The sequence below is a fragment of the Oceanobacillus halophilus genome, assembly GCF_003628505.1.
GTDB classification, from domain to species: domain Bacteria; phylum Bacillota; class Bacilli; order Bacillales; family Amphibacillaceae; genus Oceanobacillus; species Oceanobacillus halophilus.
Map to the genome: position 1 here is coordinate 362,478 of NZ_RBZP01000001.1, position 14,895 is coordinate 377,372.

The 14,895-nt window shown below is 35.6% G+C and carries 12 protein-coding genes; 10 read left to right on the forward strand and 2 right to left on the reverse strand.

What is annotated here, in order from left to right:
- The first annotated feature begins 202 nt into the window (after nucleotides 1-202).
- The 7 genes from D8M06_RS01845 (at nucleotide 203) to D8M06_RS01875 (ending at nucleotide 8,381) form a co-directional block, all read left to right on the forward strand.
- Nucleotides 203-1,333: an ATP-binding protein gene (locus D8M06_RS01845; RefSeq protein WP_170150253.1), complete on the forward strand. Its 1,131-nt coding sequence runs from the start codon at nucleotides 203-205 to the stop codon at nucleotides 1,331-1,333.
- Between the two features lie 1,194 nt (nucleotides 1,334-2,527).
- Nucleotides 2,528-5,245 carry an aconitate hydratase AcnA gene (gene acnA, locus D8M06_RS01850; RefSeq protein WP_121202654.1) on the forward strand — a complete coding sequence of 906 codons (2,718 nt, stop codon included), beginning with the start codon at nucleotides 2,528-2,530 and terminating at the stop codon, nucleotides 5,243-5,245.
- Between the two features lie 895 nt (nucleotides 5,246-6,140).
- Entirely contained in the window at nucleotides 6,141-6,731 is a 591-nt protein-coding gene (locus D8M06_RS01855; protein WP_121202655.1) for a TlpA disulfide reductase family protein, read from the forward strand.
- Between the two features lie 78 nt (nucleotides 6,732-6,809).
- Nucleotides 6,810-6,932: an FbpB family small basic protein gene (locus tag D8M06_RS01860; RefSeq protein WP_241558786.1), complete on the forward strand. Its 123-nt coding sequence runs from the start codon at nucleotides 6,810-6,812 to the stop codon at nucleotides 6,930-6,932.
- 173 nt (nucleotides 6,933-7,105) lie between these two features.
- On the forward strand, nucleotides 7,106-7,327 hold the full coding sequence (gene tlp, locus D8M06_RS01865; protein ID WP_121202657.1) for a small acid-soluble spore protein Tlp: 222 nt from the start codon (nucleotides 7,106-7,108) through the stop codon (nucleotides 7,325-7,327).
- Nucleotides 7,328-7,640: 313 nt separating this feature from the next.
- Nucleotides 7,641-8,075: an acyl-CoA thioesterase gene (locus tag D8M06_RS01870; protein ID WP_277749457.1), complete on the forward strand. Its 435-nt coding sequence runs from the start codon at nucleotides 7,641-7,643 to the stop codon at nucleotides 8,073-8,075.
- A gap of 3 nt (nucleotides 8,076-8,078) precedes the next feature.
- Entirely contained in the window at nucleotides 8,079-8,381 is a 303-nt protein-coding gene (locus D8M06_RS01875) for a hypothetical protein (protein WP_121202658.1), read from the forward strand.
- Nucleotides 8,382-8,447: 66 nt separating this feature from the next.
- Here D8M06_RS01875 and yidD read toward each other — a convergent pair whose 3' ends face one another.
- Complete coding sequence (yidD, locus tag D8M06_RS01880) at nucleotides 8,448-8,693, reverse strand: membrane protein insertion efficiency factor YidD (RefSeq protein WP_121202659.1); 246 nt, start codon at nucleotides 8,691-8,693, stop codon at nucleotides 8,448-8,450.
- 43 nt (nucleotides 8,694-8,736) lie between these two features.
- Nucleotides 8,737-9,318 carry a glycerol-3-phosphate 1-O-acyltransferase PlsY gene (gene plsY / locus D8M06_RS01885; RefSeq protein WP_121202660.1) on the reverse strand — a complete coding sequence of 194 codons (582 nt, stop codon included), beginning with the start codon at nucleotides 9,316-9,318 and terminating at the stop codon, nucleotides 8,737-8,739.
- A 232-nt stretch (nucleotides 9,319-9,550) separates the two neighbouring features.
- Between plsY and D8M06_RS01890 the strand changes: the two genes are divergently transcribed.
- The 3 genes from D8M06_RS01890 (at nucleotide 9,551) to parC (ending at nucleotide 14,728) form a co-directional block, all read left to right on the forward strand.
- A complete protein-coding gene (locus D8M06_RS01890; protein ID WP_121202661.1) occupies nucleotides 9,551-9,970 on the forward strand; it encodes a CoA-binding protein in 420 nt (139 codons plus the stop codon).
- 339 nt (nucleotides 9,971-10,309) lie between these two features.
- Nucleotides 10,310-12,265: a DNA topoisomerase IV subunit B gene (gene parE / locus D8M06_RS01895; protein ID WP_121202662.1), complete on the forward strand. Its 1,956-nt coding sequence runs from the start codon at nucleotides 10,310-10,312 to the stop codon at nucleotides 12,263-12,265.
- Between the two features lie 12 nt (nucleotides 12,266-12,277).
- Nucleotides 12,278-14,728, forward strand: a complete 2,451-nt coding sequence (parC, locus tag D8M06_RS01900) for a DNA topoisomerase IV subunit A (RefSeq protein WP_121202663.1) — start codon at nucleotides 12,278-12,280, stop codon at nucleotides 14,726-14,728.
- The last annotated feature ends 167 nt before the right edge of the window (nucleotides 14,729-14,895 follow it).

The following is a 14,895-nucleotide window of genomic DNA, read 5'->3' on the forward strand; positions in this document are numbered from 1 at the left end:
CCTGATTTTTCAGTTATATCTCTTTTTATAAAATATTTATTTTATTTTTCCTGTGTTTTATAGTATTATTACATAATAATAGGTTTCATTTACATATTTAATTATAGTATTGTTGGTTTAGACAAACAAGTATCATATTTGATAGATTTTTTCATATAGTATAAATAGGTAAAAGATAATACTATTGAAAAGGGGGGGTTCGATGAAATTTGGAAATGTTAATCCCGACAACTGTGAACTAGGCCATTCTTATTCAAAAAGCTTAGTTGATGAGAAAGTAGAAGAAATTTCAAATTACGCAATGCTGCCCTTATCCACATTAGACTGGATTGAAAATAACCAAAACGAGGTTATTATGGTATGTGATAATAAAGGTAAGATTATTTTTGTTTCAAGTTCCATCGAAAGATTATTGGGTTATAGTAAATCAGAAATGATTGGGACAAATTGGTCTGAGAGATTAACCCCTGAAGAAAGAAATTATGTATGTAATCGGTATGAAAATATAGTAAACAAGAATCAAAGCTTTACTCTTGATTTAATACATAGAAGTGGCAAAAGAATGGCAACGGATTGTTTAATGTGCAAGGTAATTGATAATGAAACACAAGAGACTTATTACTTAATTACTTTGAGAGATATTACGGACCGAAAAGAAATGGAAGAAATGCTGGTACGTTCGGAAAAAATGTCTGTGGCGGGTCAGCTTGCGGCGGGAATTGCACATGAAATTAGAAATCCTTTAACGTCAATCAAAGGTTTTTTACAGATATTACAAGCAGGGGTTAATCGAAAAGAAGAATATTATAAGATTATGATTGAAGAAATAGAAAAGATGGAAAAAATTACCTCTGAACTATTATTTATATCCAAACCTTTAACAGATCTTAAAAAAAGAGAATCTATCAAAGAGATGATTGATGACACAGTAAGTCTTCTTCATTCTCAAGCAAAATTGAAGAATATTGAACTTATTGTTAAAGAACCAATAACAGAATCTGTATACTGTGATAAATCACAAATTAAACAAGTGTTAATAAACCTCGTTAAAAATGCAATTGAGGCTATGGAGCAACCAGGAGAAATAACTTTAGGTGTTTTATCTGATTCCAATCAAATTGAGATAATGGTAACAGATGAAGGACCGGGGATACCTCAAGAGATGATCCAAAAATTGGGAGAACCATTTTTCACCACTAAGAAAAATGGAACAGGATTAGGAATCATGATTTCCAAGCAAATCTTGGAAGAACATCATGGAGAACTGAAAATTACGCAAAATGAATACAAAGGAAGTACATTTAAATTGGTCTTTCCAAGAGAGGGGCTATAAAAACATCTACTTATGATAGATGTTTTTTTTAAAAGGCTCTTTTCGTATAGTTTGTTGCTTTTAGGAGTTTTACAGTTGATAGGAACTCCTGATATATTTAATTAAGAATAGAATAGTGCTCTCGCTTACACTTATGAATGTTTTGTGCTACCATTCGCTCCGGCAGAATACTTGCGGTTCGCGGGCACGGCTTCAGCCTCCTCGCGGAAAAAGCATACTGCGCCTGCGTCTACTAGTAATGCTTCGAAGTAGGCTTCCTCGGCGCAAGGGCCAAAGAAGCTTAATCAAGGAGTTCCCTCGCTGCGGGGTCTTCGGACACGTGCTATTCCCGCAGGACAAGGAAGGCTTCGTCAGCGAAACATCGCACGAAGAAAATTGGTTTTTATTTTCGAGGAGTCTACGTATTCTGCCTCCGCTATGTTAGATGGCCTAGATATTTTTATAGCTAAAGTCCATAATGTCACGTTTGGGATAGTTGTTCCTCGTATAAAATAAATTTATTTACTTAAAATCAAGTGAAGCAGAAGCTTAGCGGAGGAAATACACGGAGACTCCTTGAAAAAAGAAAACCACTTTTTTCTGCGTGCGATGTAACCCTGCCGAAGCGTTCCTTGTCCTGCCGGAAGAAAAGCCTAGGTGAGACTACGGAGAGCGTTAGCTCGGAGTAGGCTCAGCAGCGCCCGTGGAAAGCGAAGTGTATTTCCGTAGCGGGTGTTAAGCATTTATTATGAATTAAAGATATTAAAAGTTTATACAAAAACGTAAAGTAAAGTCATGGTTAAAAACAACAATCTTTTAAAAAAGAGCCTTTTTAAATGTAGAAGTTTAGTGAATAGGGTTATAACTATAACTTATTGTTATCCAAGGAGATTTAATTATGTCTAAAGGATGACAAATTAAAGAATGATATATAAACCCTCTTGCAATAGTGTGTAAAGTGTTAAAAGGTCGATTCAATAGTTTAAACCGTTTGTTTTATCTTGATAAGTAAAACTTATCAGATTACATAAGTTTTTAATATATATTGACAAACTATAATTATTTGTCTAATAGCTATTATTCCTATAATATATAAGTGTAGGAATTCTTAATAAGTATTTTTATAGTTTTTAAGAATTTGCATAGGGAAAATTTTTGTCGATAATTCCATCCATTGATTGAAGTTTGACAGAAATGAAAGAAAGGGGCAGTAATATGGGGAAAGACAATGTATTTAAAGCAAAAAAACAGTTTGATTTAAATGGTAAGAAGTATAACTATTACGATTTAAAAGCTCTTGAAGAAGCGGGTATAGGTTCAATAGGACGGTTGCCGTTCTCTGTAAGAGTACTTCTAGAATCTGTTGTTCGTCAGCATGATGGACATCAAATTAAAGATGATCATGTGAAAGGTCTAGCTAAATGGGGAACGAAAGAACAAGGTTCAGATGTACCTTTTAAACCTTCACGTGTAATTTTACAAGACTTTACAGGAGTTCCTGCAGTAGTAGACCTAGCATCGTTACGAAAAGCGATGGTCGATTTAGGTGGAAAAGCGGATGAAATCAATCCTGAAGTTCCAGTGGACTTAGTAATTGACCACTCCGTACAAGTTGACCAATATGGTACTGCAAGTGCACTCCGAGCTAACATGGACTTAGAATTTAAGAGAAATGCGGAACGTTATGAGTTTCTTAATTGGGCTCAAAAAGCTTTTGACAACTATCGTGCGGTTCCGCCTGCAACAGGTATTGTACACCAAGTGAACTTAGAATACATTGCTAATGTTGTTCATGGTATTGAAAATGAAAGCGGTGAATATGATGCTTTCCCTGATACATTAGTAGGTACAGACTCACACACAACCATGATTAATGGTTTAGGTGTACTTGGTTGGGGTGTTGGTGGTATTGAAGCGGAAGCAGGAATGCTTGGACAACCATCTTATGTTCCAACACCAGAAGTTATCGGTGTTAAATTTACTGGAAGCTTTCCGAATGGAACTACAGCAACAGACTTAGCATTAAAAGTAACACAAGTACTTCGCGAGAAAAATGTTGTTGGAAAATTTGTCGAATATTTTGGTCCAGGGCTACAAGATATGCCACTTGCAGATCGAGCAACCATTTCTAACATGGCGCCTGAATATGGGGCAACTTGTGGATTTTTCCCAGTAGATAATGAATCATTAAACTATTTACGTCTAACTGGACGCAGCGAAGAACAAATACAATTAGTTGAAAAATATTGTAAAGCTAATAGCTTATGGTATTCTCCAGATCAAGCTGATCCAGAATATACGGAAGTTGTAGAAATAAATTTATCCGAATTAGAACCGAATCTTTCTGGTCCAAAACGACCACAAGATTTAATACCTTTATCTGGAATGCAGGATGAATTCAATAAAGCAGTAACTGCACCAGAAGGTAACCAAGGCTTCGGCTTAGATAAGTCTGAATTTGATAAAGAAGTAACGATTAAAAATCCTGATGGCTCTGAATCCGTTATGAAAACAGGTTCCATTGCTATTGCAGCAATTACATCTTGTACAAACACATCCAATCCTTACGTAATGCTTGGTGCTGGATTGGTAGCTAAAAAAGCAGTAGAAAAAGGATTAGAAGTACCTGGATATGTTAAAACATCTCTAGCACCAGGATCTAAAGTTGTTACTCGTTACTTAGCAGATGCTGGACTGCAAGATTACCTAGATCAATTAGGATTTAATCTAGTTGGGTATGGATGTACTACATGTATCGGTAACTCTGGCCCATTACGCGAAGATATTGAGCAAGCTATTCAAGATAGTGATCTATTAGCCTCTTCCGTATTATCAGGGAACCGTAACTTTGAAGGACGTATCCATCCTTTTGTAAAAGCTAACTATTTAGCTTCTCCACCATTAGTAGTCGCTTATGCATTAGCTGGAACAGTAGATATTAACTTGTCGAAAGATCCAATTGGTGAAGATAAAGATGGAAAACCAGTATACATGAATGATATTTGGCCTACTATGCAAGAAGTTAAAGATGAAGTAGAAAAAGTAGTAACGCCAGAAATCTTCCGTAAAGAATACGAAAATGTATTTGATTCTAATGAGAAATGGAATGCAATTGATACAACTGATCAACCAATATTTGAATGGGATAATGAATCTACTTACATTCAAAACCCGCCATTCTTTGAAGGGCTTTCGAAAGATGCAGGAACGGTTAAACCATTAAATGGTTTACGTGCACTAGGTAAATTTGGGGATTCAGTAACAACGGACCACATTTCTCCTGCAGGTGCGATCGCAAAAGATATGCCAGCAGGGCAATATCTACAAGATAAAGGCGTTTCACCAAGAAACTTTAACTCTTATGGTTCACGACGTGGAAACCATGAAGTAATGATGCGCGGTACATTTGCTAATATTCGTATCCGTAATCAGTTAGCTCCAGGTACTGAAGGTGGGTATACTACTTACTGGCCAACAGGTGAAGTAATGCCAATTTATGATGCGGCAATGAAATACCAAAAAGATGGTACTGGATTAACTATCTTAGCTGGTAAAGATTATGGTATGGGATCATCCCGTGACTGGGCTGCAAAAGGTACGAATCTTTTAGGCGTTAAGATGGTAATTGCTGAAAGCTTTGAACGTATTCACCGTTCTAACTTAGTAATGATGGGTGTATTACCATTACAATTTGAAAAAGGTGAAAATGCAGATAAACTTGGACTTAATGGTAAAGAATCCTTTAACGTTGAAATTGATGAAAGTGTTAAACCTGGTGACTTGGTCAAAGTAACTGCAGTTGACGAAGAAACTGGTAAAGAAACTACTTTTAATGCTGTTGCTCGATTTGACAGTGAAGTAGAAGTAGATTATTACCGTCATGGTGGTATCTTACAAATGGTACTTCGCAGTAAAGTAGCAGTTGGAGCATAAGTTCCATTAACAAATCGCTCCTGTACATTTTGTACAGGAGCGATTTTTCTTTTGACAATATCCAGATATAGGCTCTTTTTTAAAATTATTGTTGCTTTTAACCATGAGTTTATTTTACATTTTATATAGATTGTTAATATCTTAAATTCAGAATAATGTAGCTCTCGCTCACACTTAAGTTTGATATGTGCGATCATTTGCTCCGGCAGAATACTTGCGGTTCGCGGGCACGGCCTCTGCCTCCTCGCGGAAAAACCAGAACTGCGCCTGCGTCTACTGGTAACGCTTCGAAGTAGGCTTCCTCGGCGCAAGGGCCAAAGAAGCTTAATCAAGTAGTCCCCTTGCTGCTCAGGTCTAGACACGTGCTTTTCCCGCAGGACAAGGAAGGATTCGTCAGCATTACATCGCACGAAGAAAATTGCACTTTATTTTCGAGGAGTCTCCGTATTCTTCCGCTAAATAGGCGCTCAAGATTACTTTGGGCTTATAGCTCTAGAAATTACGTTTTAAAACCATTAAAATCCTTAAAATAGCATATTTCTTGTTTATACAAGTAGAGCAGACACACAGCGGAGTGTATTTCCGTAGCGATTGTGAAGAACATTTTTTTAATTAAATAAATCGGGAGTTTCTAACAACTGTAAAACATTAAAAAAGCAACAAATGATAAAAAATACAACTTAGTTACTTACAATCTTACAAACTCGTCGGAAGAAAATCACTTACTTAAAAGAAAGACACATTTTTTGCTGTAAGGTAGTTCTGTCGTAGCGTAACGTAATCTTGACGCTATATTGAACATTTTGCGAACGATACGGTTAAAACCTTTACAAACATAAGAAACAGAAATACCATTTAATTACAATGCTTGTTACTACGTCTAAGGAGAGGTTAAATGTTTAAAAAGGTTCTGGGTATTTCTGTAATGATTGTTCTATTTTTCATATTAATAACCAACATTTTTGAGCAGGGTAACACAAATGAAATTAGTAATGAAATCGATGTAACTGGGGATACGAGTGTAGAGGGTGCCTCCATATCGCCAATTGAAAGTGCTGGAATAGAATCCGGTGAACTGGCGCCAGACTTTGAATTAGAAACAGTAAGTGGAGAAGTTGCTAAGCTTTCTGATTATCGAGGTAAAAAGGTTTTCTTAAATTTCTGGTATACATATTGTCCACCATGTAAAGAAGAAATGCCTGATATGCAAGCATTTTATGAGGAGTATCAAGAAGAAGTGGAGATTATCGCTGTTAATCTAACTGAAATGGAAAATAAAAAACAAGACGTATATGATTATATCGATCAATTTGGATACACATATACGATTCCCTTAGATCAAAAAGGTATAGTTTCTGATGATTACAAGGTAGTTGCTGCACCCATAACGTATTTTATAGGAACTGATGGCGTCGTTCAACAACCAAGAAAAATTGGACCAATGACATATGAATTTATGGTTGAAATGGCTGAAGAATTAAATTAATTTATGGAAATTATTATAAAATTAGAAAGAAATGGCCATACTTCTTTTAAAAGATTAAGGGAGTGAAACGCTATTTCTTTGAAGAAAAAGTTAACTTTTGAAGAATTGGTGCAGGAAAATCGTAAGCAAATCTTAGAAGATCGAGCTTTAATGGACAAAATTGATCAAAAATTAGAACAGAAATTTAAAGAAGCAAGATAAAAGTTTATAATACACACACTTTATTAAAACGTAGTCTCTTTCTTAATTATTAGGAAGAGACATTTTTTATGTGGGACAAAGCAAAAAATTAGCGAATGCCCTATTTTTTTAATGTATAGGTTAAATATTTTAAGAAAAAATAAAAGTAGTTTAAAGAAGAAAGGAGAATAAAAATGACTGATCAACACCATCAACCAAAACCAGATGATCGCAGCGATAATGTAGAGAAGCTTCAAAATATGGTGCAAGATACTATCCAAAACATGGAAAAAGCAGAAGAAACAATGGAACATTCACATGGCAATGACAGAGAGCAAATAATGGCTAAAAACAAACGACGTGAAGAAGCTATTCAAGGTATGCGGGAAGAAATTAAGGATGAATCTCAGAATTAAAACAATATGTATTAATGTATAAGCCCTAAATCGAGTATGATTTGGGGCTTGTCTATTATTCATTAGGCTCTGCACAGGCTTTTCAGCACGAAGGAGGCTCACCAGCTCCCCACGGAAAGCGAAGTGTATTTCCGCAGCGGGGTTATACACATAACTATAAATTCAGTTTTTCAACAGTTTCTATTAACTATAAAACTGCAAAAACAACGAAATATACGAAAAGAGTCCTTCTTTAAGACCATTGATTTGTTTCACTAAATAGCAAATTTCATGATAAGATTGTATGTAAATAAATAGGCAGGAGGAAGAAGTGTTGAACAAAGCAAGCATTACAGTAAGAACTCCCATAGAAGTTAGATATCAAGAAACAGATCAGATGGGGGTGGTTTACCATGCAAACTATCTTGTGTGGTTTGAAATTGGGCGAACAAAATATATTGAAAATCTAGGTCTCAGTTATGCTAAGATGGAACAAGAAAATGTTGTTTCCCCTGTTATAGATGCAAACTTATCCTTTAAAAAACCAATCAAATATGGAGAAGATGCGTTTGTTGAAACTTGGCTTGAAGAGTATGATGGATTAAGAACGGTTTATGGTTATCATATTATTAATTCCAATGGTGAGATTGCAGTAAGCGGAACTACCAAACATGTTATCGTACATAAGGAGTCATTCAGACCATTGTCCTTAAGAAGGTCATTCCCTGATTGGCATGAAAAATATGTAATGCAAATAAAAGGAGAGTAATTCATGGCTTTTGGTTTAAAGCGAGAGGAATTAAAAGCATGGAAGGAAAAAGTGAGTAATGGCGAGATTGGTATTTTAACCCACTATTGGATGGATAATCGTTTCCCAGGCAGTTATACTGTTACAAAAGTTGGTTGTAAGGATGTTCCTAAGTTAATTGCATGGGGAGAGAAGTATGGGTTAGATCCAACGTGGATACATCAAGATGAAAAATATCCACACTATGATTTATTTGGAGAGTATCAAGCAAATATTTTATTACAAGAAAATCAATGGGAACAAATCAAACGATTTAATCTGCTTTAGGATATTTATAATGGGTTACCTTATAGCGGGTATCCGATTATAAAAAAGAACGAAACGTAAGGAAATTTAAACTCCTTTTGTTTCGTTCTTTTTAGGCTGTTTGTCTGGCACATAATCCACTCCACCAGGATGAAAGGGATGGCATTTGCTTATACGCTTTATACTTAAATAGGCACCTTTGAAGACGCCGAATCGCTGAAAAGCTTCCAAACTGTATGCAGAACAAGTTGGATAGAATCTACATGAAGCTGGTGTAAATGGACTTATTGCATTTCGATAAAATTTTATCAAACCGATAAAAATATATTTCATGTACTCACCTTTTTGAATGATTTTAAATAAAATAAAAGTCTACCTACATCCATTTAATTTTTGGTTCCGTTCCATTTTTAATCCGTTTGATGTTCTCCCTGTGGCGATAAAAAACAAAAGCAGCAAGTATGAAAATGACAATTATTAAACCTATATCTTGAAAGAATAGAGAAACAATGACTGATACTACACCTGTAATCATAGAGGAGAGAGAAACGTATTTTGATATATACAAGGACACAAGAAATGTAAAAATCATAATAATAAATAATAGTGGGTTAATACCGAGAATAATTCCTCCAGATGTTGCAACAGCTTTTCCCCCTTTGAATTTAGCAAATAGAGGATATGTATGACCAAATACTGCAAAAATTCCTATAATTAGCCTGTTTACCTCGGCATCAAATAATAATGGAATGATTACCGCAATTGTCCCCTTTAAAATATCCGATAGCGTAACAATAATACCAGCTTTTTTCCCTAATACACGAAAGGTATTTGTTCCTCCTAAATTTCCACTACCGTGTTCACGAATATCTATTTTATATCCAACTTTCCCGACAATAAGTGCAGATGGTATTGATCCTAATAAATAAGCAATAAGTGCAAATAATACATATTCCATAAATCATCCTACCTTCAACATATAATTAATTGGTTACCTTCATTTTAGCATGAATAACAATGAAAAAGCTTACTTATGTACGATTAATATAATTTATCATTCTATTTACTTATGCTATAGTAAAGAGTAACAACTATTAAGATATATGAACATAGAAGTGAACACAAGCATTTTTAGCTCAAAAAAAACTATTTTTCTTAATGAACGAATCATTTAGAAGGGAGTTATTATAATGGCATGGGAAAATCCATCAAAAGAAGAGTTGAAAGACATCTTAGAGACTTCCAAAACGATCGCTGTAGTTGGGTTATCAGATAACCCTGAAAGAACTTCTTATCAAATTTCCAAAATCATGCAAGAAAATGGTTATCGAATTATCCCAGTTAATCCATCTATTGATGAGGTACTAGGTGAAAAAGCTTACTCTTCATTATCCGACATTCCGGAATCATTCGATATTATAAATGTGTTCCGAAGACCTGAATTTTTACTAGATATTGCTAAAGAAGCAGCTCAAACGGATGCACGTATATTTTGGGCACAACAAGGAATCATTAATGAGGAAGCCTTTCATTATTTAAAAGAACGTGATTTTACTGTTATTATGGATTTATGTATTAAAGTCGTTCATGCTGTATTAGTTAATAAATAAGATTAAAAAGGATGACTCTTGCAGTTATCCTTTTTTCAATTGTGATAGGATATTTTTCCCTTATGTTAGGAAACGGAACTGTGGTAATTATGTTAGTTTGGATTATTATTAAGGGAGAGGCGTTTATAGATTCTTGCTGGAAAAACGCTTGATACTTCCCATATTGCCAACCCGTTGTTCCGAAACTCCTATGCATTGGCGATAATTTTATAGTATACTTATATTCGATTCTATCTGCGTTTACGCACACCATTATTATTGTCAGGTAATTTACAATATAAAACATTTGTTCTATGATTAATAGTGAAAGTTGCAGTTTTTGAGGGGAGAGAAGATTTATTGACTAAACAATCTACTCAATATACAGATGATTCCATTCAAGTACTAGAGGGTTTAGAAGCCGTTAGAAAAAGACCAGGTATGTATATCGGAAGCACAGATAGTAAGGGATTGCATCACTTGGTATTTGAAATTGTTGATAATGCCGTTGATGAGGCTTTATCTGGTTATGGGAATGAAATCAATGTAACCATACATAAAGACAATAGTATATCAGTAGAAGATAATGGGAGAGGTATCCCTACAGGAATGCATCGAACAGGTAAAGCTACTACAGAAGTTATTTTTACCGTACTTCACGCTGGAGGTAAATTTGGACAGGGTGGCTATAAATCGAGTGGTGGTCTCCACGGAGTTGGTGCATCAGTAGTTAATGCCTTATCAGAATGGCTGGAAGTAACCATTTATCGTGAAGGAAAAACATTTTACCAGCGTTTTGAAAATGGCGGGATACCTGTTAGCCCACTGGAACAAAAAGGGAAAACGAGGAAATCTGGTACTGTTATACATTTTAAGCCAGACGAGGCCATATTCTCCATGACTACTTATGATTATGAAATATTATCTGAGCGTCTACGAGAATCAGCCTTTTTATTAAAGGGACTTACCATTCAACTGAAAGATGAACGTAATGAACAAGAAGAATCATTCCATTATCCCGATGGACTGGAATCTTTTGTACAGTATTTAAACGAAGAAAAAGATGCCCTACATCCTGTTGTATCTTTTGAAGGAGAACAGCAAGGGATAGAAGTTGACTTTGCTTTCCAATTCAATGATGGGTATGCAGAAAACATGTTATCATTTGTAAACCATGTTCGCACCAGAGATGGTGGGACACATGAATCTGGAGCACGTACTGGAATTACGAGGACTGTCAATGATTACGCGCGACGGGTCTCATTATTAAAAGAGAAAGATAAGAACTTGGATGGCTCAGATATTCGTGAAGGTATGACAGCTGTTGTGTCTGTTCGAATTCCAGAAGACAAACTCCAATTCGAAGGACAAACCAAAGGGAAATTAGGTACGTCAGAAGCGAGGTCAGTTGTTGATGCTGTAGTTTCCGAACACCTCTCTTACTTTTTAGAAGAAAATGCTGAAATTGCCTCCATGCTAATAAAGAAATCCATTAAGGCAAAAGAAGCAAGAGAAGCGGCACGAAAAGCAAGAGAAGAAGCGAGAACTGGAAAGAAAAAACGTAAAAGAGACACCATTCTGAGTGGAAAATTAACACCTGCCCAGTCAAAAAACCCGAAACGAAATGAATTGTATTTAGTGGAGGGAGACTCAGCTGGTGGTTCTGCTAAACAAGGAAGAGACAGAAAGTTTCAAGCAATACTTCCGTTAAGAGGTAAAGTTATCAATACGGAAAAAGCAAAACTTCAGGATGTTTTTAAAAATGAAGAGATTTCTACCATGATTTATACAATCGGGGCTGGTGTTGGTGCAGACTTTAATTTAGATGATGTCCAATATGATAAAATTATTATTATGACCGATGCTGATACAGATGGTGCTCACATCCAAGTATTACTTCTTACATTTTTCTATCGTTATATGCGCCCGCTTATTGAATCCGGGAAAGTTTATATTGCGCTTCCTCCACTTTTTAAAATCTCCAAAGGAAAAGGGAAAAACGAAAAAATTGTTTATGCTTGGAATGAGGATGAAATGAAAAACGCCGTAAATAAGTTTAAAAATGGCTATATCATTCAGCGTTATAAAGGTCTAGGAGAAATGAATGCTGATCAATTGTGGGAAACAACGATGGATCCAGATTCACGTACCTTAATCCGGGTTTCAATCGACGATTTAGCCCGGGCCGAACGAAGAGTGACAACTTTAATGGGTGATAAAGTAGAACCACGCAGAAAATGGATTGAATCCCATGTTGAATTTGGATTAGAAGAAGACGAATCAATATTGGAAAATGATAAAATCTCAAAGAATTAAGGGGGGGTTGATTTGTCACAACCTGAACAGTATTTAGACCTTCCGCTAGAAGAAGTTATCGGCGACAGGTTCGGAAGGTATAGTAAGTATATTATTCAAGATCGTGCTCTGCCAGATGCGAGAGATGGGTTGAAACCTGTTCAACGCAGGATTTTATATGCGATGCACGTGGAAAAGAACACACACGAAAAGTCATTTCGTAAGTCTGCAAAAACAGTCGGTACCGTTATAGGGAATTACCATCCACATGGTGATTCTTCTGTATACGAAGCAATGGTGCGATTAAGTATGGACTGGAAAATGCGTAATGAATTAATCGAAATGCATGGAAACAATGGAAGCCTTGATGGGGACCCGCCAGCAGCTATGCGTTATACCGAAGCGCGTCTTTCTGCCATTTCATCTGAGTTGCTTCGTGATATTGACAAGGAGACGGTTGATCATATTCCGAACTTTGATGAAACAACATTAGAGCCGACTGTTTTACCAGCTAAATTTCCTAATTTACTGGTGAACGGATCAACTGGAATTTCTTCTGGATACGCAACGGATATTCCACCGCACAATCTAGCAGAAGTAATTGATGGTGTCATTAAGAGAATAGATAAGCCGAATGTATCTGTGGATGAATTGATGAACGTCATCAAAGGACCTGATTTCCCGACTGGTGGTATTATCCAGGGGATCGATGGAATTAAAAAAGCTTATGAAACCGGAAAAGGTAAGGTAGTTGTTCGAGGTAAAACAAAAATTGAACCGATTCGTGGAAATCGGGAACAAATTGTTATTGATGAAATTCCATTTGAAGTAAATAAAGCAAATATGGTCAAAAAAATTGATGAATTAAGATTTGACCGTAAAGTGGAAGGGATAGCTGAAGTTCGTGATGAAACGGATCGAACTGGACTCAGAATCGTTATAGAGTTAAAAAAAGATGTTAATAGTGAAGGAGTACTAAATTACTTATACAAAAATACTGACCTTCAAGTAACGTATCACTTTAATATGGTCGCTATTAAAGATCGAACACCTCGATTATTATCATTACCAGAAATGTTAGATTCCTATATTGCTCATCAAAAAGAAGTAGTAACGAGACAAACAACCTTTGATTTGAATAAAGCAAGAGATCGAGCACATATTGTGGAAGGACTTATGAAAGCTATTTCGATTTTGGATGATTTAATTGCGACGATTCGTTCTTCTAAAGATAAGCAAGATGCAAAAAAACGAATTATTGATGAATATAGTTTCACGGAAGCACAAGCCGAAGCTATTGTCATGTTGCAATTGTATCGCTTAACCAACACGGACATTACTCAACTGGAAAAAGAAGCAGATGAATTACGAAAACAAATTACATCATATGAAGCAATATTAAGTAGTGAGAAAAAGCTATTACAAACCATTAAACAAGATTTGCGTCAAATTAAGAAAAAATTCTCTGATTCAAGAAGGACAATCATTGAGGATAAAATAGAAGAACTGAAAATTGATATCGAAGTCGTCGTTGCTAGTGAAGATGTCCTCGTTTCTGTTACAAAAGATGGCTACATAAAACGCACTAGCCTAAGATCTTATAGTGCTTCTAACGGGGAAGATTTAGCCATAAAAGATCAGGATCACCTCATATCTTTAATGGAAATCAATACAACAGACAAGGTGTTAATTTTTACAAATAAAGGAAAATATATTTTAATGTCTGTTCATGAGTTACCAGATATCCGCTGGAAAGATCTGGGTCAGCATATATCCAGTATAGCTTCGTTAGAAAAAGAAGAGCATATTGTACAATGTTTCCCTATTCGAGAATTCAAGGACGATTCTTATCTCGTATTCTTTACAAAAAACGGGATGGTGAAGCGAAGCGAATTAAAACTGTACAATGCTTCCAGACATTCTAAAGCCCTCATTGCCTTAAATCTAAAAGGTGATGATGAAGTAGTTAATGTATTTGAGACGAATGGTTATTCAGAGGTGTTTATTGCATCCAATAAGGGATATGGACTCTGGTATCATGAATCTGAAATTAATATTGTCGGACAAAGAGCTGCAGGGGTAAAATCTATTCAGTTGAAAGATGGGGAGTATGTGGTAAGTGGTCAGGTATTTGATGAGTTATCAGAACCATCACTTGTAATAGTAACGCAGCGAGGTGCCTGCAAACGAATGAAATTAAAAGAATTTGAGAAAACAAGCCGTGCAAAACGTGGTTTGATAATGTTACGTGAATTAAAAAATAAACCACATCGTATCGTAGGGTTCCATATATTATATGAAAATGAAAGTCTAGAATTTCTGACTGAAAATGGAGAGGTTCACCATATTTATCCACTTGAGCTTAAAGCGAGTGACCGTTATAGTAATGGTTCCTTTGTAATTGATAGTGATACACATGGAGAAGTACTGGAAGTTTGGAAGGAGACACCATATCAGAAGCCGTTTGATGAATCAAATGAATAAGTTTATAATAGACTAGAATGTATGGTTTGAAAAATTAAAATTATTCTGCTATTAGTAACCTCAGGACAAACATAGGGTGTTAGATGATTAAACTAGGTTTTTCAGTATTCTGTATGAGCCTAGTTTAATCTTCTTATAAATAAAGAAAGTATGAACAAAAAGAGGTG